Source organism: Sulfidibacter corallicola, assembly GCF_017498545.1.
Taxonomy (GTDB): domain Bacteria; phylum Acidobacteriota; class Holophagae; order Acanthopleuribacterales; family Acanthopleuribacteraceae; genus Sulfidibacter; species Sulfidibacter corallicola.
This window is the reverse complement of sequence record NZ_CP071793.1, coordinates 7499657-7520803: the sequence shown is the minus strand read 5'-3', so window position 1 is coordinate 7520803 and position 21147 is coordinate 7499657. Positions and strand designations below refer to the sequence as shown.

Here is a 21147-nt window from a genome sequence, read left to right as displayed (position 1 = left end):
GCCGGATCATTTCCGTTCGCGGCCAATCCTGGAGGGATGGCCAACGCCATGTTTGGACCACAAATTATTTAAAACGCGGGCCTCTGGCCCGCAACCAGCAGGGACCCTGTAAGGGTCACACATTTCAGCGAAGGGTTAAGGAGCCGTAGGCGACGCAACCCTGGTTGTCGGGAGTTCCCGCATCGAGCTCTGAAGGAGCGGGTCTACGAAGAATCTCGGGGAAACGACGTGAACTCCAAGAGGTTCTCCGTCGTTCCGCCCCGTTGGGGCTGGGATTCGGGCACCCCGATCAACCAGGGTTGCGTCGCCTCTGGCTCCTTAACCCTTCGCTGTTCTGTGTCGTCCCTTCAGGACGCCCGCTGGTGGCGCGCCAAAGGCGCGCGTTTTTATCAATAGCCATCCAAACATACGGTTGGCCATCCCTACAGGATTGGCCCGGGACGCCCACCATCCAAGCTCCCGTCTAAGGCGACGCAACCCTGGTTCCCTGGGGTTCCCGGACCCCAGCCCTGAAGGGGCGGGACTACGAAGGACTCCTCGAACATGGCGACAACTCCGCGAGGGTCCGAATAGTTCCGCCCCGTTGGGGCTGGTGTTCGGGCACCCCGATCAACCAGGGTTGCGTCGCCTCTGGCTCCTTAACCCTTCGCTGTTCTGTGTCGTCCCTTCAGGACGCCTGCTGGTGGCGCGCCAAAGGCGCGCGTTTTTATCAATAGCCATCCAAACATACGGTTGGCCATCCCTACAGGATTGGCCCGGGACGACCACCATCCAAGCTCCCGTCTAAGGCGGCACACCATCCCGCGTGGTTTCCCCCGCCACGCCCACCATCCAAGCTCCCATTCGAGGCGGCGCACCCATCCCGCGTGGTTTCCCCCGGGACGCCCACCATCCAAGCTCCCGTCTAACGCGGCGCACCCATCCCGCGTGGTTTCCCCCGCCACGCCCACCATCCAAGCTCCCGTTCGAGGCGGCGCACCCATCCCGCGTGGTTTCGCCCGGAACACCCCCATCCGGGCATGCGTTCGAGGTCGCGGCGCCATTCCGCGTGCATTGGTCCGGGACGACCGCCCGCTCGTTTCACATCACCGGGAAACCACCGCCGATCAGGTGTCCATGTCTTTGATCATCTTGGCGAAGGGACACTTGGAAGCACCGGAAGCGGACGCCTCCACCGGCGATGCCTCCCCATCCACCCCGTCCAGCGCGTCGAACGGCATGAACTGGCGCAACATCGCCATCGGGGCCGGTGCCGTCCGCTCGCTGCCGATCTGGACGCCCAGGCTGCGCACCATCTGGGTCTCCTGCGGGTTGGTGAGCATCGTCACCCCCCACTCGCAACTGGGACAACGAAAGGTCACCGCAAGCGAACCGTCGTCGTCCATGCCGCCAAATTGATCGAACTTCATGGGTTCATCGCATTCCACACACAGGAATTTCATAAGCAAGGCTCCTTTGCCGACGCCACCGTCGCCAACCGGTCACACAGCCTGTCGCAGAGGCCCATCAAATCCTGGCCCGGCGGTGCATCGGCGTAGTCCAGCAGGTAGGGACGTCCGGCATCGCAGGCGTCCACGAACCTGGGATCGAAGGGAATCCGCCCCAAGATCGGCAAACCGTCGTAGTCCGCCTCCGCCTGCCGGTCGAACAGGGGCTGGCGCGACAGGCAGCCGTTGCAGAAATAACCGGCCATGTTCTCGACCACGCCCAGCATCGGGGCCTTCAAGACCTGGCGCGCGAGAACCAGCGAACGCCCCACCACCTCTCGCGACAGGCGGTTGGGAAGGCTGACCACCAAACTCCCGGCCGGACGGATCAGATCGTGAAGCGTGGCGAATTGATTGGTGCCCGGCGGCAGGTCGATCAGCAGGTAGTCCAGTTCGCCCCAGTCGGTGTCGGCCAGAAACTCGCGCAGGGCGTGCATTTCCAGCATCCCCTTCCAGGTGAAAGCCTCGCGCGAAGGGCCGCGGAACACGACCGGCGCCTGCGCGTCCTCCAGAAAGAGTGCCATGGACATGACCTTGATGTCCAACACCGTTCGCGGTGGTGCCACGCCGTCGCGCCCCGGTTTCGGCCGTCGTTCCGCGACGCCGAGCATGCGCGCGAGGGACGGCCCGTAGATGTCGGCATCGGCCACGCCGACCGCGTGGCCCTTCATCGCCAATCCGGCGGCGAGATTGGTGGTGAGCGTGCTCTTGCCCACCCCGCCCTTGCCGCTCATGACGGCGACCACGTGGCGAATCGAAGCCAGGCGCGAACTCAGGCGATGCCGCAGTTGCTCGAGCTGGCCGTCGACGTCGGAACCTCCGTCGCCGACGATGTCGCGATACCGTTTGGCCATGTGCCACCTCCCTCGGGCGAGACCAGCCGGAATCTCACCCGATCGGCGCGAGGAACACGAGGTCCGACCGGGCGGGTGCCGCCGCATTCACGGCGCCGAGACTCATCCCAGCATGCCAGGCAGGGAACTGAGAAAAAAACCGACCGTGATCCCATAGGCCAAGTGGGCGATGACGTGGGACACCATGTCGTTGGGGGTCAATTTCTGGAACCGTTCCACGGGGTGATACTGGGCAACCGCGATCACCAGGAACAGGGTGACCACCAATCCGTGGACCAATCCCATCATGCCGCAAGCCGCCACATAGACCATGGTGTGCCAGTGTTGTTGTTCAGGAGCCGTCTGTAAGAGGAACCAATACACATAACCGAAAAAAGTACCGACGGTGAAATGCACAATCGTTCCGGGAATCAACGAGGTGTCGTAATTTTTGGTAATCATCGAGCCAATAGCGCGCACCATCTGGGACTCGGGCAAATGGAGAAATCTGGCACGCCGCAGGAAAAGGGTCATGACCAGCACGCCAATAAATCCCGAGATGCCCGGTACTACGATATCCATAATACCTCCTTGTAGATCCGCCGCGGCCGACCGATCATTCGACAGTGACGCGCTATGCGGCAATGAAACGGCTTTGAACATTCTGAAAAAAGAACGTGCTTTTCTAGGGGTTTACCCAACAATAACGCAAAAATGCCAGCGTGACAACCTTATAAACTCGTGACTTTTCTTCAGTAACGCCCAAACCCCGAATGTGCAACTCCGACCCCGACGGGACCCAGATTCCCCGAAGCGGGGAATTTACCGGTGATAACCCGCGCGCACCCTCAAAAAGTCCGGCGGCATCGCACCACCCCCACACGACAAAAAGACCGCCGTCTACCGAGTTCCAGCCCGCGCGAAAATCCCGGGCGGGCCTGACCCCCCAACCGGCCAAGTCGCGAACAAACGGGGCTTCCGCTCCCTTTCCCACTTGAAAAACAAAACTTTCCCCTGATCTCCGGCGGGGGTTGGGTTACAATAAAGAATTAAATCCTCACAAAACCCCAGATCATAAAAAAACGACAAACCCTTTAGCCTAAGGAGTTTCTTATGCTGATTATTGCGTTTGTGATTGTTGGTGCTGTCTGCGCCTATGCCGCGGGCTATTTCCACCACCGCGATGTGAAAGAGACACCCGCCGAACCACCCTCCCTGCCTTCCGACGAGAAGGGCAGCCTGCGCGCCCTTTTCGAGGCCTACGGCGAGGAAGTGCGCGTCAAGTGCCTGCTCGACCACAGCCGCTGGAAATCTCATAAGCACCTACGAGAGTTCGTGTTGGCCTCGGTGCATTTCGTCGTGTTCATCGGTCTGGGGATCGCGTGCGCGCTCATCGAATCCTTCGCCAGGGCTTTGCCGGCCGTCGAAATCCTCACCGGGCTGACCTACCTGACCATGGCCCTCAAGGCCGGGCAACTCACCGCTTCCAAAGAGTCGACGCTTTCCTCGGAAGCCTGTGTGATCCACGCGGTGACGTGGGTCAACAAAGCCAGACAGAACGTGTTCGAACACTGCCCGCCCGAGTCGTGGGGCCCGGCCATGGCCGCACGCGAGGATCAATCCGTGCACTGAATCGGGAACCGCGGTCGGTCGCTGCCGCGATCGACCGGTGTCGCGATCGACCGGTGTCGCGAACGACCGGTGTCACGAACGATGCCAAGGGAAGGCCAGGGATGACCACCCCGAAAGACCGATACCTGACCAACTCGTCCGAACCGAGGACCTGGAACGGCCCCAGCTTGACCACCTGGAGCACCATCATCTATTACCTCTCCATGGCCATGCCCATCGCCGGCAGGCTCGCGGAACGGCAAACCCTGCCCCTCTTTACACGTGAGGAATACATGGCGGGCGCCTACCCGATGATGTGGCTGGTATACGCCTGCATGCCGCTCCTGTTCCGGGACGTGGCCATTCGCCTCCGACGCCGGCAGCCGTTCGACAAGAGCCTGAAAAGAAATCTCTTCGCCACGCTCGTCTCCCTTCCCCTCTACCCTCTCGTCTTCGGTTGGATGTGAGCGGCCATCCGTCGCGGATGGCCACGGTGTCGGCTCCCAGGTTTCAGCAGCGACACGCCGCAACACTCACAGCCATACCTGTCGCCTGATCGCCAACTTTTGGAAACATGCCCAAACGCCATCGCCCGGTACCGAATCGGCCTTTGGCCGAACTCCTCGCTTTTGGGTATTACCCGAGACCTGACGGCCGATACCGTGCCCATTCGCCGGATGGGCACATAGTTGGCGAAGCCATGTAGAACCTCGAAAACGATACTTTCAATTCGGCGACATTTCTCCACGGCGACTATTATCACACTCACCCCGTTTCACGAACATCAGGACCGAGCGTCGGCAGAGCGCCAACGGGAATTCCATCTGCAGCACGAGCTGCCGAACCCATGAAAATAAATAGCTTACCGAAAACTCACGTCATTCGCTTCGATTGCGGGTGATCGACCGCTCTTGCAAAAGAATCACGCCAAACCCACCGCCGATGGGGTATGATGTTTTTCCGGCGTTTTTTGGGATGACGCTTCCTTGGTTTTGGGTGCGACTTTCACCTGGATGGAACGTTCACGGCGACTTTCTTAACATGTATTTGGGCATCATCGGCTCCGGCAACCGCGGGGCGTACCGTTTTCGTGCGTCCGAACCGTTCCTGAACCTCCGCTCAAAAGAGCTCTCCGTCCGAACCACTCATTCCGGGATCGATTCACCCCCAACCCGATGGGGCCGGGTCGAACACGCCCCGGCGCCCTCCGTGGGAACCGATCTCCAAGCGTTCGTGAACGGGAGCCGGCGACGGCCGGTGACATCGCTTCGCCAAGGCGGGCGAGGGCCCGAATGCCGCCAAATCATCGCACTTCCACTCTTTATATCTATTATTCATATCATGCCACACGGACCATCACCCTCGGATCGGTACGAACCGCTCTTCCGAGCTCTCGAGCGACGAGGCCACCCGCAAGAGGCCCGCAGCTCGACCGCTCGAAAGGCCACAGTCCCACCAAGCCAAGCCCCCAACGCCGTTTCACCATCTTCCTAGGAGAGTTGCATGCCTCTGCTTCATGCTTTCCCAACCAAGGGTCGGGCCAACCGGAACAGACGAACTGGCCCCCTTCGTTTTCATATGTATATAGCGCTTTGTTTTGTCTTTGTTTGCTTCGGCTCCAGCTCACTCATGGCCCAACGCATCAACGAATTCAACGCCAACCACACGGGCCAGGACACCTTCGAATACATCGAGATTTTTGGTACGCCGGAAACGGATTTCAGCAACCTGACGGTCCTTCAAATCGAAGGCGATGTCGGTGACGACACCGGCACCATCTTGAGCGTTCACCCTGTCGGCACGACGGACGCGTCCGGCTACTGGTGGACCGGTTTTCTCAGCGAAGTCGTGCAAAACGGTTCGATGGCCCTGTACCTGGTCGAGGGTTTCAGCGGCCAGGCCGGCAACGATTTGGACACCAACGACGACGGCACCCTGGACGTGGCCCCCTGGACCTCCATCGTAGATCAGGTAGGTGTCGACGACGGCTCCGGCGACCCGCGCTACGCGAGCCTCACCCTGGAACAGAACTACGACGGCATCAGCTTCACCGTCGGCGGCGCCTCCTTCCTGCCTGCCGACAAACCGTTGGGCACCGATGCGGACTGGATTCGCAACGACTTTCACGGCGCCGGCCTGCCGAATCTGCCAGGCACCCTGGATAGCAACGAGGCGGTCAACACGCCCGGCGCGCCCAACTCGCAATCACCGCCCCCGCCGTCAGCCCCGATCATCACCGAATTCCTCCTGGACCACACCGGCCAGGACACCGCCGAATTCATCGAAATCTTCGGCGAGCGCGAAGCGGACTACAGCGAGACCTGGCTGCTGATCCTGGACGGTGACGGTTCCGCCAACCCGGGTGAAGTGCTGGTCGCGATGCAGGCCGGAACCACCAACAACGTGGGTTTCTACGCCACCGGTGCGGTCAGCGACGCCTTTCCCGACGGTACCGCCACGATTTACGCCGTCGCCAACTTCAACGGTTCCGTCGGTATGGACCTGGACAGCGACGACAACGGCACCATCGACCAGATGCGCTGGGACGTGGTTTACGACAGCGTCGCGGTCAGCCACGAGCGCCACGGCGACCTGGTGTACTCGGATACGGTGCTGACGCTGACGCTTCGCAGGGGCGCCAACGCCCCCGGCGGCGCTTCACGCTGGCCCTACTACCGGGACACGGATAGCGCCGCGGACTGGTTCCGCAACGACTTCGACGGCGAAGGGCTCGACGGCTTTTCGGGCTCGGTGGAAGTGGGCGAGGCGTACAATACGCCAGCCCGAGTCAACCGCGTCGGCCGCACCGACTACTACAACAGCGTCAACCCGGACGCCGCCCAGGCTGCTTTCCGCACCGCCCTGCACGACGCCATCGACGACCACGTCTACCATCCCTACTCCGACGACCAAACCGACACCTGGGACATCCTCGAGTTGGCGGACGAGAACCCCGGCAATGGCGACAGCGTGATCACCATCTACAAAAACGCCTCGTACACCAAGTTCGGCGGCGGAAACGGGCCCTACAACCGCGAGCATACCTGGCCCAAATCCTACGGTTTCCCCGACAACACCTTCCACAATTCGGCGTACACGGATTGCCACCATCTTCGCATTTCCGACGGCCCCACCAATTCCACCCGCAGCAACACGCCCTACGGCAACTGCGACGCGGGCTGCAACGAGCTGCCCACCGACGCGAACAACGGCGTGGGTGGCGGCACGGGCCAATATCCAGGCAACTCGAACTGGTACGACAACGGCCAGGACATCTTCGAGGTGTGGTTCCACCGGCGCGGCGACATCGCCCGCAGCATCCTTTATATGGATGTGCGCTACGAAGGCGGGTCCCACGCCCCCACCGAGATGAGCGAACCGGACCTGATCCTCACCGACAACCTCGGCCTGATCCAAACCACCGGCAGCAACGTCGACACGGGCTACATGGGCCGCCTGTCGGTTCTGCTGGAATGGCACGAGGCGGATCCGGTGGACGACGAGGAGCGCCGGCGCAACGAAATCGTCTATCAGTTCCAAGGGAACCGCAACCCGTTCGTCGACTTTCCGGAATGGGTGGACTGCATCTTCAACGGCGAGTGCGGCGGCGTGGAGATTCCGGCCTGTATTCGCGAGCTGTTCCCCTCCTGGCAGGCGGGCAGCGCAAGTTGCGGCGACACCTCGGTCTACTCGGTGTTGACCTACACGGCCTTGCTCAACGGCGACTGCAGTTGTGCACCCTGAGCGTCCGCCATCGCGGTCGCAGGTTTCCCGAGCCCGACTTCGGGCATCGGGAATCCCCTCGACCGCCGATCTCGCAGGGCCGTCCGCGGAAATCGCGGGCGGTCGGGTTGCGGCCAGTATGGCAGGGCCGGTATGGCAGGGCCGGTAAGGCTGGGAGCCCCAAAATGCCGAGCCTCACCGGAGACCGAGCGATTGCGGTGCGGTGGCACGGCGCGGCAAAGCGCCGCCCCGGCGATTCCCGCCTCAGCCGGTCGACATAACATGCTGATTATGCTAATTTTAAAAACGTCTTCCCATACGGAGACAGAAATCGAGAGTGTGGCCCCAATTCAGGTCTTTGCAGGATTTTAACTTGACCTGGCCGCCCCACTATTGTTTTCATACATATGTATTATGAAGGAAATTTTGAGCGCACACCCCACCAACCCAACTCTTTTCAGCACTGATCTCTCAGGCAGTTTCCTGCCGTGGAATCCGTTTAAGGCACTGATCAGCTTCTTCGGGGCGCTCGATTTCCCCAAAATCTACAACACGAATCAGGGCTTTTTGGCGATCACCTGACGGTGGTCGAAGATTGCCCGGGAAAGACCGCACGGTAGGCCGGCCGTGAGGTACAGAATGGACGAGGTACGGCCAATGTGAATGTTTGTTTGTCATCTGTGCGGCACGGTGGTGCCCCCCCGTAACAAATCCAATCCGGTAGTGATCGAGACACGTGCGCGCAACTACCCCGCGCGGCACAAAGCGAATAAAGTACGTCGTAAGAAGAAGCCGGAGTATCGCGAAGATCCCGGCGGCCGCGGTTGGGAAATCGTTCGCGAGGTGCAGGCCTGTTCGTCCTGCGCGAGCCACCACGAGACGCCCTTGCCCGCCAGAACCGAAGCTTGAGGCCGCGAGGTCACAAACGAAAAAAGGAGCCGATATCCGGCTCCTTTTTTGTTTTTGGAAGGACGGACCCGCCGGAGGGGCCGCGATCCCGAGCCCATCCAGCGGGATCGCCTGGAAAGCGGTAACGATTTTCATTCTGGATGGGCACTCGCTCAGATGAAGAAGTCCTGCATCAACTCGGATTCCGGCAAATTGGGATCGACCTTGTATTTGGAAAAGTCGGTGATGCCCGCTTCGCGAAGCACATCCTCGTCGATGAGGAACTGACCGGTCAGATCGCGGCTGGACCGGCAAAAGACGGCATGGGCCGCGTCGGCCATGATCTCGGGCGTTCGTGACCGGGAGCACATCTGCTCGCCACCCAGGAGATTCCGTACCGCGGCGGTATCGATGGTCGTCCGCGGCCAGAGGGCGTTGAAGGCGACGCCGTCTTTCTTGAATTCGCCGGCCATCCCCAGGACACACATGCTCATACCGAATTTGGCCATGGTGTAGGCCACGTGGCCCGCAAACCAGCGGGTTTCCATGTTGAGCGGCGGCGAAATGTTGAGTACATGGGGATTCTCGGCTTTCAGCAGGTGGGGCAGGCAGGTTTTGCTGACCAAAAAGGTGCCGCGCGTGTTGATGGCATGCATGAGGTCGTAGCGCTTCATCTTGGTTTCCAGGGTGGGCGTCAAGCTGATGGCGCTGGCGTTGTTGACCAGGATATCGATACCGCCGAAGCGCTCGACCGCCTTGGCGACCGCGTCGCGAACCTGATCCTCGTCGCGGATGTCCACGATACAGGGAAGCGCCTGACCGCCGGCCGCTTCCATTTCCTCGGCGGCGCTGTAGACGGTGCCGGGTAATTTGGGGTGGGGCTCGGCGGTTTTGGCGGCGATCACGATGTTGGCTCCGTCCTTAGCGGCACGAAGACCGATGGCCTTGCCGATACCGCGACTGGCGCCGGAGATGAAGAGGGTCTTGCCTTTGAGTTGGGTCATAAATTGCCTCGTTGAATTTCAATTCATTTTTTGGCGTCGCTTTGGCCCGCGCATTCCCGGGAACGCACGGTCGACGCCGATTGCGTTGACCGGGGAATCAGGCGCCAACCGAAAGGTGGCGTGCGTGAAAGGAATCGTCCGAATCGAAGCGCTCCCGGCTTTCGCGAAACGCACATCGCGGTTCGGGTGGGCTTCCGGTGACCTGAGCACCGTCGGATTCCCGAGAGAGAACCAGGACACGGGGCCGGCTCGTTCCGGGAAAAGGCATCACTCCCTTTCTGGATGGGCACTGATTCATGTATTCTAGCGCGTTTGAATCGGATGAGAGAAGGGTCTTAGAATCGCGTTCGACCGAATGCGGCAAAAACGGCGGGGGCGGCATGGCTCCATGCGTTTCTCAGCCGACCAGTTGGTGGTTCGGCTCGGCCTGATAGGCGGGCAGGCGCACCCGCAAACTGGCGCCGCTGCCGACACCGTTGCTTTCGGCCCAGAGCCGTCCGCCCATGTCGGCCACGACGTTTGCCGCGAAGTGGAGCCCGAACCCGCGCGCTCGCGGTTTGGTGGTATAGCCGCGCCGGAAGATGATTTCCAGGAGGTCTTCGGCAATGCCGATGCCGTTGTCGCGGATCTCGATTTCGAAACCGCCGTCCTCCGTCGAACGGGTGCTGATGATCAACAGGCCGGGTGCCACGCCATCCCTCGCGCTGATCGCCTCGGCCGCATTGCGGATGAGATGGTTGAGCATGGTGATCATCTTGAATCGCTGGATGGGAAATTCCGGCAGGGGTTCGAATCGGCTCTGCACCTCGATGCCCGCCTCATCCAAATGCGACATTTCCATTTGAATGACCTCTGCGATCAATTGATTGATATCGACCGTTTCGACCAGTCCGGGGACTTGGGCGTATTCCTCCTGCGCGGCGATGATCTCCTGGATCTGGTTGACATAATCGCGCACGAGGCCGACCTCGTGACCCAATTTCAGGGTGTTCTCGTCCAGCAGCGAGGCGATGCGCTCCAAGGCGACGATCAGTTTGGCGCCCTGGCTTTCGGATTCCTCGAAGAAGGGCCCCAGTTTGGTCTGGTTTTCTTCCAGCAACTTGGCCATACCGCGAATCACCCGGGTCGGCCGGGCATCCATGGTCCGCTGGTGCATCACCGAAACCGAAGCCTTGATGGAGTTCAACGAGTTGCCGATGTTGTGCAGCACGCTGATGGCGATTTCGGCCATGCCGGCCTGGTGGGCGGCCTCGATCAGTTGGCGCTGCGTGTCGCGCAGGCGCCGCGTGGTTTCCAGCAGCATTTGGACCCGGCGCGCCTTGCTGACCGCGGTGATCGCGTGCTCGCGGAATCGCTGGATTCGCGCCAGATCGCGATGGTCGAAGGTTTCGGTTTCGTGGTAGCTGTCGAGAATCAGAAAACCTTCGGGCAGTTCGTCCTCGAGCGTGATGGCCATGGCCAGCATGGCTTTGGGCTTTTGGAGCGACGCGAACTTGGGGGCGCCCGCCAGGGCGTCGTCCACCTCGATGAGATTGACGCCCGAGTCCAGCTCCCGATGCCCGGAGTAGCGCGCCAAGGCCTCCTTTTCGGTCAATTCGATCGACCGAATGTCCTCCCAGGCGTATCCGGCCGCGGCCGTGAAGCTGTAGGTCCTGGTTTTGAGATCGCGCAGCAGGAAGGCGCCGCGTTTGGCCTTGGGCAGCAGTTTGACGGCCTGGTCCACCAAAGCCTGGGTCAGGCCGCCGAGCTCGACCTCGCGGTTGATGGTCTGGACCACATCGTTGAGGGTTTCCAGTTCGCGGTTGTGTTCGCGCAATTCGCCGGTCCGGGCACGCACTTCCTTTTCCAGATGGCGATTGACGTGGAGCAGCGCCAGATGGGTGCGCACCCGCGCCAACAACTCTTCCTTGGCCACGGGCTTGATGAGGTAGTCGTTGCCGCCGTAGTCGAACCCGGTCACCAGATCCTGCAATCGGTTCTTGGCGGTGAGAAAGATGATGGGCAGCTCGCTCTGGGAAAATCGCTCGCGAATCTGCTGGCACACTTCGTAACCGGACATGGTGGGCATCATCAGGTCCAGGAGGACCAGATCGAAGGTCGCGGTTCCATCGATCAACTTCAAGGCTTCCTGGCCACCGCCGGCTTCGGTGATGCGACAATCGAAAAACGACAGTTGATTGATCAGGACCTGGCGGTTGACGGGTTCGTCGTCCACCACCAGGATATGGGCACCCGCGAAGGCTTCCAGTTTGGCGGGCTGGGCGGAGGGTGGCAGGGACTCTGGAATGATGGTGCGCACGGGCAGGTTGGACGGATCGTATTCCCGGCGATCGTCCTCCACCTGTGGCGATACCTCCTCGGTGCACAAGGGCAGCGAAAAGAAGAAGGTACTGCCTTTACCCACTTCGCTCTCGACGCCGATGCCGCCCCCCATCAGGCGCACCAATTCGCGGCTGATCGCCAGGCCCAGACCGGTACCGCCATAGCTGCGGACGATGGTGCCGTCGCCCTGTTCGAAGGCATTGAAAATGGTCGCCTGCTTGTGTTGGGGAATCCCGATACCGGTGTCGGAGATGCGGATTTCCAGCATGTCGCCCTTGCGCTCGGCGCCCACCCGGACCTCGCCTTCATGGGTGAACTTGATCGCGTTGCCCACCAGGTTGTGGAGCACCTGTTGGAGCCGGTTCTCGTCCGCGCGTGCCAGCGGCAGGTCGTCGGGAATGTCGTTGACCAGCTTGAGCGGCTTGGTGCCGACCAGCGGCGCCGACAACGCCAGCACCATGTCCGCCAAGGCGCCTACGGGCACCGAACCCAGTTGCAACACCAGGTGGTCGTTGGAAATCTTGGAAAAATCCAGAATGTCGTCGACGAGGCGGCTCAGCCGCATACCGCTGGAGACGATCATGCCGAGGTTGGCGCAGGTGTTCTGGTCCAACCGCCCCGTCGCCCCTTCCATCAACGATTGGGCGATACCGATGATCCCGTTCAAGGGCGTGCGCAGCTCGTGGGAAGTATTGGCCAGAAACTCGTCCTTCAAACGGTCCAGTCGACGCAATTCGAGATTGAGCCGGCGTTCGCGTGCCAGCTTGCGCCGCTCCATGTGGCGCGCATAGAGCAGAAAGCCCAGGAGGAACACGGCCATCAGGCTCACCACGATCAGGTTGCGCATGGTTCGCTGGCGCCCGACCTCCTTGGCCTTGAGTTCGTTTTCGCGGCGCAGGGCGGCAATCTCCTCCTTGCGCCGATCGTCCTCGAACTTGCTTTGCAGACTGCTGATGGCGCGCGTCGCTTCCAGGTTGAAGATCTCGTCGTGGATCAGCTTGAAGGCCTGGTACTCCCGGTAGGCCGCTCGGTAATCGCCGATGGCCGCGTGAACCTTCGCAAGGATTTCGTGGCTGTCGCGAATCACCTCACGCGCCTGTACCGTCTCGGCCAACTCCAGCGCCCGCTCCAGGTGGCGCAGGGCCTTCTCGGGCTCGCCGGTCCTCAGAAAGAGCTGGCCCAGGCGCATTTCGGTCTTGGCGATGCCCAGTTTGTCGCCGATGTCGCCCTTCATGGCCAGCGCTTTTTCGAGGAACTCGCGAGACTTGTCGTATTCTTCGAGAAACAGGTAGGTACTGCCGAGGTTTTGATAGGACGCCGCGATGTCGCTGATTTCGGAGAATTGGAGGCGGATGTCCAGAGCCCGCTGAAAGAACGCGAGCGCCTCGCGGTATTCCTTCAAGCTCATGTGGAGGAACCCGATGTTGTTGATAGTAAAGGCCATCGACTTCTGGTCGCCGAGGGTCTCCTTGATCTCCAGCGCCCGATTGAAATAGGTCAACGCCTCGTGGTCGCGCTGCATGGCGTCGTACACCACGCCGATATTGTTCAGACCGGAGGCGATATTCTTGGGCGAGCCGTGTTTCTCGTAGAGGTCCAAGGCCCGCAGGTAGTAGTCCAGTGCCACCTCGTAGCTGCCGCGCTTGCGGTGAATCAGGCCGATATTGTTGAGGGTGTCGGCCAGCTCGCGCTCCTGCCCCTGCTCTTCCTGCAGATCGAGCAGGCGTCGGTATTCGGCCAGGGCCTCCTCGTAATCGCCGCGATAATAGTGGACGATCGCCAAATCCTTGAGGGCCTCGATGTAGGCATCGCGATGATCCGACCGATCCTGGCTGAGGGTCATGCGCCGCGAGATGGCCGTCTCGGCATCTTCGTAGCGGCCCAGGTAGATCTGCCCCCAGGTCATCACCTCGAGCGCCTTCAACGACTGTCCCAAATTGGGCCGTTCCTTCAACAGGTTCAACGCCTCATTGCACAGATGGATCGCACGCTCGGGATTGGGTTCCTCGAATGCCTTCGCCAGTTCCAACAAGACACCGACACGTTCGCTGCCCTGCGCATCTCGGAGCTTGGCCTCGAGCGAACCCACGTCAGGCTGCTGAAACCAAAGCCATAAACCGCAGCCGAGGAAAAGATAAGTAGCGATCTGCATCTGGAGTGATTCGTCCCATCAGGAGTCGGTGACACTGATATTCATTCTAACCCGAAAAGTTTGAGATAGGCTCCTGGCTCCTCGGAAGTTGATACTTCCGTCAAAATCGCTTTTTTTACAAAGCGACTTCGACGTCGGGTCTTCCTAAAAAACGAGCGGAAACAAACCTCGGATTTAGTTTTCGGAGGTGGGGAGTGGTGCTCCGGTCCATGCATGGTTTTTGGGTGGAAGTTGTTTTTTACCACTGAGTCCACAGAGTTCACCAAGATCGATACGGAGTCGCCGCCCAGGGTGCTGGGCCGACATTTCGGAGTCGTTCCTCTCGGAGTTCCCGCATCTCCGAGATAGCCGTCGTCGCCGTAGGTTGGTCACGGGCGGTATGCCCGCTGGGCCGACATTTCGGAGTCGTTCCTCTCGGAGTTCCCGCATGCACGAGAGGGGCGTCGTGCCCGGTAGGTTCAGCGGCCCGCTGAACTTGTCGGAGTTACATAGTCCAAGTTTCCCGCATCTTCGAGGGAGCCGTCGTCGCGGCAGGTTGGTCAGGGGCGGTAAGCTCGCTGGGCCGACATTTCGGAGTCGTTCCTCTCGGAGTTCCCGCATCTCCGAGAGAGCCGTCGTGCCCGGTAGGTTCAGCGGCCCGCTGAACTTGTCGGAGTTACATAGTCCAAGGTTCCCGCATCTTCGAGAGAGCCGTCGTCGCGGCAGGTTGGTCAGGGGCGGTAAGCCCGCTGGGCCGACATTTATTGACGAACTCCCCCCGCATCCGCCTGTTTAGGTTTTTAGCTTTATCTTCGAACTTTACAGGGCTTGTTACATTAGAGCCGCGAACCAGCGGGCAAACCCGCTCGATTTCGAGAAAGAAACAACGCGAAGCGGGCCAGCTTGGAGAACCCGCATGTGCACAAGCGACGTAAAGCATGTAGGTTGAGCAGGGCCGGTAAGGCAAGCTGCCATACCGGCCCTGCTCAACCAATCGAAGTGACCTGGCATGGATAGAAATCGATCATCGAGAGATGTGGAAGCCCGACTTATCTGCTTCGCTCTGTTACTACTTGCTCTTGCGAAGCCTGGGCCGCTTCGAAGTGTCGGCCGGGCCGGCCAACCTACCTGGCACGACGAATCTCTCGGCATTCGGGTACCCCGAGCGAGTTTGTTCGAGAGACTCGCCGCTGGAGGTGGCGTGTTGTCCGAAGAATCGATCGGCCCGCCGCGAGGACGAGCCGATCGGGTGCAATCAGCTCAATCGCATGGTCAAGGGCGGTGCCGCCAGGCGGTCACCTCGGTACAGAGACACCGGACCGAAATGCTCGCCGGCCTCCCAGTCTTGTCGGGCGGCCTGCAGCTCCTCGTGGGTGCGGGCCACGAAGTTCCACCACATCAAAATCTTTTCCGGAAACGGCTCACCGCCGACGATGACGAAACGCGCCGGAGCACCGGTCTCGAAGCGAACCTCCTCGCGACCGAGTCCGAGATCGTAGAGGTTGCCGATGACACAGGGCTGTCCCTGCGCGGAGATCGACCCCTCGACCACCAGCAACGCGTGCTCGAAGGCCGGGTTCAGGGGCAGGCAATGCGCGCCGGAACGTTCGATGCGCACGTCGATCCCCATCAGCGGGCTGTACGTCGGGGCGGGAGAAAGGTGACCAAGGGCCGCCCCCGCGAAGATCTGAATATCCATGCCCTCGTGCTCCGTTTGCGGCACTTCGGGAAAATGATCGAACGAAGGATCGCGGAAGCGGTCGCGATCGGGCAACGCGATCCAAAACTGGAGACCGTGGAGCCGGGTTCCATGGTCCGCAGGCGTCTCTTCGGAATGGGTGATGCCGACACCGGCGGTCATCAGGTTGAGTTGGCCGGGCCGAATGATTTGGTGACAGTTCAGACTGTCCTTGTGTTCGACTTCCCCCTCCAGAAGCCAGGTTACCGTTTGCAGACCGATGTGGGGGTGAGGCGCCACGTTCATGGCGCGCCGATCGAAATCGAGAGGTCCGAAATGGTCGAGAAAACACCAGGCGCCCACCATTCGCTTGCCGCGAACGGGAAGTGCCCGATTGATGCGCAAACCACCGCCCAGTTCGGTGGTTTTGCCTGGGAACACGCGAATGTCCGGGGCTTCGGCGAGGTTGCAGCCACACTCGAGGGCTTTCGCCGGATGCTCTAATAATTCCGTCACGTCGTCCTTCCTTTTGAGTTCCACTCCATCGCGTCCTGGATAAATGGGAATGGATCACGGTCGCAACGAAGCGGAGGCCGTTGTGATTTCAAAGATGGTTGAGTCGATCCTTTTCCAGACGAGATACTTGAGACCTCGGTCGGCGCCACCGGGAATCGGTGTCGCGTCGAGGCTCGGATCGACGGTACAGACATGTCACAGAAGAACCAGGATTCCTTATTGTGGACCGAATAATTTCCGATGAAAAGCGTAAATGGAAGTGGAGCGCGAGGCTTCGACGTTGTAGGACGAGACAGGGCGTTTTCCTCCGTCCGTCCACCGCGAAATCGCCCCCGACGAAGCTCACGGCAATCCCGGTCGCCATCCCCTTTCCATTTTTTCACGCGTCGAAGGAGTATGACCCATGCTTTTCAGTCTTGCCCTTTGGTTGTTTGCCGAGTCGTTGGCGGTTTCGAAAGCGTCGACCCCCCACCTCGCGCTACCGTTCGTGCCTGGAAAGCCCATTCCGACCTACAGCGCCGAGCACATGGCGCCGCATCTCGAAACACTGCGGTCGCTGTACGGTCGCCACAAGGACATTCCCAAGCAATACGAATTGGAAATCCTGGTGGCGCTCTCCCACTTCCCGGACCTGCGCGACACGCGCATCAAGTTCGTGCTCAAATCGCGTGCACCCATTTCTTCGCGTCCCTACATCGGCACTTTGTTTCGCGCCAAGAAGCGGCGCGTCTACCGCATCGGCATCAGTGAAAGAGATCGCTTCGCCGGGTCACCGGCCCTGCTGCGCAACATGAGCTTCAATGCGCGCATCGGAGCCCTCGGCCACGAACTGGCGCACACGGCCTGGTTCGAAAAGAAGTCGTTCTTTCAGTTTTTCGCGATCGGGTTCTCCTTCATCTCCCGAAAGTGGCATCGACAGTTCGAACGCCAAACCGACCAACGTGCCATCGACTACGGGTTGGGTTGGCAACTGCGCGATTGGGCCATGGAAATTCGCGGTGGTCGCTATCGCGACAGCCCCCAATCCTGGCTGGACCGGTACTACTACAGTCCCGAGGTCATCGACGCCCAAATGCGCGCCGCACCGAGTTACGGATCGGCACCGCCGCCGGAGGAAGGGTCCGCCAAATAGCCAGGAACGAAACAGAACGGATCTGTCAACCACAGCGATCACGTTTCCTCCAAAATTAACCATGGAGAAATTTTCAAATTCTCCATTTTTCCTCCACGATTCGAAGATACTCTTCATTTGCCACGGAATGCCGCGCCTATTTCATGGAGCCGCCTCAGGTCTTTTCAAAGAAGTAGCGGCCCTTTTCCGTCCTCTCGCGGTCATTCGATCATATTCATTCGGAGGCACCCATGACCCACCATCACTCGGCCGAGCGCAACACGGTCGACGCGTACCTGAAAACCCTCGACGCCAAATTGGGATTGGGCTTTCTCGAGCTCAACGAAGAAGGCGTGTGCGCCCTGGAATTCGAAGGCAAAGGCCGACTGCGCATCGAAGTCCCCGAAGGCAGCGTTCACTGCTACCTGGCTGCGCCGCTCGTCCATGTACCCGCCGACGAAACGCTGCGCCTGGGCATGCTCAACCAAGCCATGAACATGAATTTCATGGGACAGCATACCGACAACACCACACTCTCCATCAATGCGCGCACACAAACGTTGACGCTGCACTACGTACATCCGATCGCCGATTTGGACGCCACAATCTTGGAAAACCTGATCGACAATTTTCTGGAAACCGCGGTTTCCGCCAAGGCTCGGTTCGAATCACAACCGGCCCCGTCCAACGACGCCCCCGCTCACGCGGCCCAAAGCGCACCCGCAATCGATCAGGCCAGTGATCGCATGATGGGGCATTTCGTCTAAGAGATGCCGCCCATCACTTACCGCCCCAAAAACCAACACTGAGCAGACCCGCGACCGCCATGCCTCGGCCCGAAGGTGCCTTCACGCCACCAGGGCCCCCGAGTCACGGTACCGCATGGCGCGACGCGCTTCGAATTCTGCCGCACCGTTCACGAATCATAAAAAACGGAAGGAGTCACTATGTCTACCAGACCATTGGGCGTAACGACAGGAAAAACCCAACAAACCCACTCGGTTTCCCCATCCAAAAACCAAGGGATACACAAGAGTTCCGACGACGGTTCCCATGGCGTGTCCGTCAAGGACATGGGCGGTCCGTCCAAATCCCCTTCGGCATCCAAAGCGAAAAAGGGCTGGTTGATGACCTTCGAGTCGTTCAAGCAGGGCCTGAAGCAGGAGAAAACCGCCTTACTTCAAAAAATGGCCAGTGAACCCAATACCGACGAGATGCGGTCCGAACTGAGCACCATCAACAGGAACCTCGAACGCGCGGAAGTCCTGTACGAGCATTTTCGGCTGGGTAACGACGTGGAGGGCCCGCGTATGCTTCACCGCCGAGGCCAGCGACCCCCGGAAGAATACCGCACCTTTCAAACCATGCTCCATTCCGTGGAAATGACGTGGAAAGGCGATGGCGACGCCACCGAAACCCTGCCGAAGCCTTATTTCTTCGACAAGGCGGTATCCGCCGAAAACCATCTTCACAGCCAGGGCATCATCTACGATCCCGTCGGCGTCGAGCAGAAATTCAAGCAACTGGAACCGAAACCCAAGGACGTCCTCAACAAGCCCAACAAAGACGATCCCGTTTCCACACCCTATAAAGGTCCGGAGAAAAAGGGTCACGACATGCAGAGCAACTTCGCCTGGTTGATGGGCGCGGTTCATCGCAAAGAAAACTTTGAATTGGTGGGTCCGCTCACGAAGAACAACTTGGAACGGGGATCGGGCAAAAAAGAAGCCTCCGCGTTGCTGCGCGAGGTCCGTGCCCTGTTGGCGATCGGCTACGAAGTTTCCAAGGAAGTCAAAGGCACCGAGGAAATGCCGGTCTATGTGTTGACCCCGCCCAAGGATCTGGACCCCGCGAAGATCACGATGAGCTCCTTGAACCAGTCGGCACCGAATACGCTCCCCGAAGAGCTGGAAATCCAGGAACTGCACGAGAAGGGCCTGTTCATCGAAGATTTCGACACCACCAAGAGCTCCAGCCAGCAAAACCAGGTGTACGCGGAAGTGAACGCCCTGGTGAAAAAGCGGGGCCAAATGGATAAAAAGTCCCCGCAGGATTACGCTCACGGCCAGAACCTGGAGAACGTCAAGACGTTCGTCCAGGACGGAGACTCGGGCAGTTACAAGGTAACGGGCACCGATCCCCTGGGCGTGAAATCCCGCAGCGATTGATCCTGATTCAGGTACGCACCTGAAATCACATCATTTGTGCGTACCTGTCCCCCATCACCCATTCCCTCATCACCCATTCGAGATGAATCGTGCGATTCGTGGGCTGCCTCCTTCGCCCGCCCCCGATACCGAGGGGTCGGGCGAGAACCTGCGCCCACGAATCGCGCGAATCACCGACGATCGAGAGCGGATTGGGCGCGGTTCGAAATGCGATCAGGGAGCCTTTTCGAGGGCGGCGAAAAACCCGCCGGACGCAAACTGCCCGTTGCGCACGCGCACCACGATCCGGTTCTCTCCTGGCTGTAACTGGAGATCGTGCCGCCTTCCCCGGTGGCCTTCCTCATCCAGAAAATCGAACCAGGCGTTCCAGTCGTTCTTCTCGCCCGACATGTATCCGTCGCGGTAGACGAAGCCTTCATAACGCCCGTTGACCCACAGGGCCAACTCGTCGGTGGTCGTGATGTGCAGGAACCGGGTTTGGGCCTGGTCCACCTTTACGGTGGTGCGGAAATAGGCGGTTCCCAGGGGGCCGTCGTATTGGGTCACGCGCCCGGTCACCACAGCGCCGCGCCGGTCGGTTTCGAACCGCTGCCAGCGGCGACCTTCGGCCTGGTGGGCGTCCTCGTATTCGACCGCACGGTAGGGTCGACTGAGCGGGCCCATCACTTCCCAGTCGGTCAAGAGGCGATCGGCCCCATAGGTAATCTCGGGGATCGGAGGTCCCTGATAGCTGAGCTTTTGGATGCTGGTCACGCGCACGTCGTCGATCCAGACCGGATCGCCCACGATCCGCGGCTGAAAACCGACGGCACCCGAACGCCCTTCGTAGAGATCGAAAGTGATTTGGGGTCGACTCATATCGCCGATGTACAGGTGGCAATCCTTGCCCGCCACCTCCAGCCTGAAGCGCTGCCAGACGCGTGGCTTCACCGCGGCCTCGCCATGTAACTTGGTCTTGTATTCCTCGTATAACAAGCGACTTACGTTGCCGTCCCGCCAGGGGTTGGCGCGAATGTAACTACCATTTCCCTTGACGTAGAGGCAGCCGAAATCGCGCCGGCTCGCCGTGCTCGTGGCGTGGTAGAGGAAGCCGATGTAGGCCCGACCCGAGACGGGAAAATAAAATGCGCCTTCCACGGCCAGGGGGCCCCACTGTTCCGAATCTTTAGCCAGAACGCTGACGGGTCCCTGGGCGGCCAACTCGAGCACCTTGCCATGCGCGGGATCGCCAGAGTCGACCGTGCGGATCCCGTGTGCTCCATCCAGAACCCAGCGATCCAGACCGTTTTCAAAGTCTTCCGTCAAGCGGACCTGGGCGAAGAGCGGGAAGACGGCGGCGACCGCGAACCAAACGAATCCGAGAGAGCGCATGGGCTTCGAGATGTGGGACATGGGTCCTCCTCAGCAATCGGTGATCGCCGGAGACGATCGTTTTAAGGGTGAATAGTATTCTTTACGGACCGAAGCGGCATCTTCGTTCCAATTTGCCGCAGTTTTTCCGGTTCCGCTCGGGTTCGACCGCGCCACCTGGGCCCCGCCCATATGTTCATTTGAAGTGAGTACGCGGTCCTCACTCGACCGGGGCGCGACTCTTTTCGCGTACGCCGCCGGCGAAGTTCCATTCCGGACCCAATCTTGCCTTGGATAATTCCCGATGGGAAGGCAGGTAATACAT

General features: G+C 60.1%; 15 protein-coding genes. 8 read left to right on the top strand and 7 right to left on the bottom strand.

Translation table 11 applies throughout. The features are described 5' to 3' along the window. Positions 1 to 1106: 1106 nt before the first annotated feature. From J3U87_RS23135 to J3U87_RS23125, 3 genes are all read right to left on the bottom strand, one after another. A complete protein-coding gene (locus J3U87_RS23135) occupies positions 1107 to 1442 on the bottom strand; it encodes a hypothetical protein (RefSeq protein ID WP_237378146.1) in 336 nt (111 codons plus the stop codon). Next, positions 1439 to 2341: a P-loop NTPase gene (locus J3U87_RS23130; protein WP_272932409.1), complete on the bottom strand. Its 903-nt coding sequence runs from the start codon at positions 2339 to 2341 to the stop codon at positions 1439 to 1441. Before J3U87_RS23130 ends, J3U87_RS23135 begins: the two co-directional genes overlap by 4 nt. A gap of 102 nt (positions 2342 to 2443) precedes the next feature. Continuing rightward, positions 2444 to 2902, bottom strand: coding sequence for a hypothetical protein (locus J3U87_RS23125; RefSeq protein WP_237378145.1), 459 nt, complete (start codon positions 2900 to 2902; stop codon positions 2444 to 2446). A 531-nt stretch (positions 2903 to 3433) separates the two neighbouring features. Here J3U87_RS23125 and J3U87_RS23120 point away from each other — a divergent pair. The 5 genes from J3U87_RS23120 (at position 3434) to J3U87_RS23100 (ending at position 8563) form a co-directional block, all read left to right on the top strand. Next, positions 3434 to 3952: a hypothetical protein gene (locus J3U87_RS23120; RefSeq protein ID WP_237378144.1), complete on the top strand. Its 519-nt coding sequence runs from the start codon at positions 3434 to 3436 to the stop codon at positions 3950 to 3952. Between the two features lie 101 nt (positions 3953 to 4053). Continuing rightward, positions 4054 to 4398 carry a hypothetical protein gene (locus J3U87_RS23115; RefSeq protein ID WP_237378143.1) on the top strand — a complete coding sequence of 115 codons (345 nt, stop codon included), beginning with the start codon at positions 4054 to 4056 and terminating at the stop codon, positions 4396 to 4398. A gap of 1162 nt (positions 4399 to 5560) precedes the next feature. Beyond that, the gene (locus J3U87_RS23110; protein ID WP_237378142.1) at positions 5561 to 7675 is read left to right on the top strand and encodes an endonuclease I family protein; all 2115 of its coding nucleotides are present in this window, start codon (positions 5561 to 5563) and stop codon (positions 7673 to 7675) included. A gap of 405 nt (positions 7676 to 8080) precedes the next feature. Continuing rightward, positions 8081 to 8236, top strand: coding sequence for a hypothetical protein (locus J3U87_RS23105; RefSeq protein ID WP_237378141.1), 156 nt, complete (start codon positions 8081 to 8083; stop codon positions 8234 to 8236). Between the two features lie 81 nt (positions 8237 to 8317). After that, entirely contained in the window at positions 8318 to 8563 is a 246-nt protein-coding gene (locus J3U87_RS23100) for a hypothetical protein (protein ID WP_237378140.1), read from the top strand. Positions 8564 to 8715: 152 nt separating this feature from the next. Here J3U87_RS23100 and J3U87_RS23095 read toward each other — a convergent pair whose 3' ends face one another. The 3 genes from J3U87_RS23095 to J3U87_RS23085 form a co-directional block, all read right to left on the bottom strand. Further along, complete coding sequence (locus tag J3U87_RS23095) at positions 8716 to 9546, bottom strand: SDR family oxidoreductase (protein ID WP_237378139.1); 831 nt, start codon at positions 9544 to 9546, stop codon at positions 8716 to 8718. Between the two features lie 397 nt (positions 9547 to 9943). Then, positions 9944 to 13957 carry an ATP-binding protein gene (locus J3U87_RS23090; protein ID WP_237378138.1) on the bottom strand — a complete coding sequence of 1338 codons (4014 nt, stop codon included), beginning with the start codon at positions 13955 to 13957 and terminating at the stop codon, positions 9944 to 9946. A gap of 1297 nt (positions 13958 to 15254) precedes the next feature. Beyond that, complete coding sequence (locus J3U87_RS23085; RefSeq protein ID WP_237378137.1) at positions 15255 to 16193, bottom strand: pirin family protein; 939 nt, start codon at positions 16191 to 16193, stop codon at positions 15255 to 15257. 403 nt (positions 16194 to 16596) lie between these two features. On the opposite strand from J3U87_RS23085, the gene J3U87_RS23080 reads away from it, so the two are divergent. The 3 genes from J3U87_RS23080 to J3U87_RS23070 all read left to right on the top strand — a co-directional run bounded on the left by J3U87_RS23080 (position 16597) and on the right by J3U87_RS23070 (position 19472). Continuing rightward, the gene (locus J3U87_RS23080) at positions 16597 to 17325 is read left to right on the top strand and encodes a hypothetical protein (RefSeq protein WP_237378136.1); all 729 of its coding nucleotides are present in this window, start codon (positions 16597 to 16599) and stop codon (positions 17323 to 17325) included. A 230-nt stretch (positions 17326 to 17555) separates the two neighbouring features. After that, entirely contained in the window at positions 17556 to 18071 is a 516-nt protein-coding gene (locus tag J3U87_RS23075) for a CesT family type III secretion system chaperone (protein WP_237378135.1), read from the top strand. A 180-nt stretch (positions 18072 to 18251) separates the two neighbouring features. After that, positions 18252 to 19472: a hypothetical protein gene (locus J3U87_RS23070; protein WP_237378134.1), complete on the top strand. Its 1221-nt coding sequence runs from the start codon at positions 18252 to 18254 to the stop codon at positions 19470 to 19472. Between the two features lie 213 nt (positions 19473 to 19685). On the opposite strand, the gene J3U87_RS23065 is transcribed toward J3U87_RS23070, so the two are convergent. Continuing rightward, positions 19686 to 20864, bottom strand: a complete 1179-nt coding sequence (locus J3U87_RS23065) for a hypothetical protein (RefSeq protein ID WP_237378133.1) — start codon at positions 20862 to 20864, stop codon at positions 19686 to 19688. Positions 20865 to 21147: the final 283 nt, after the last annotated feature.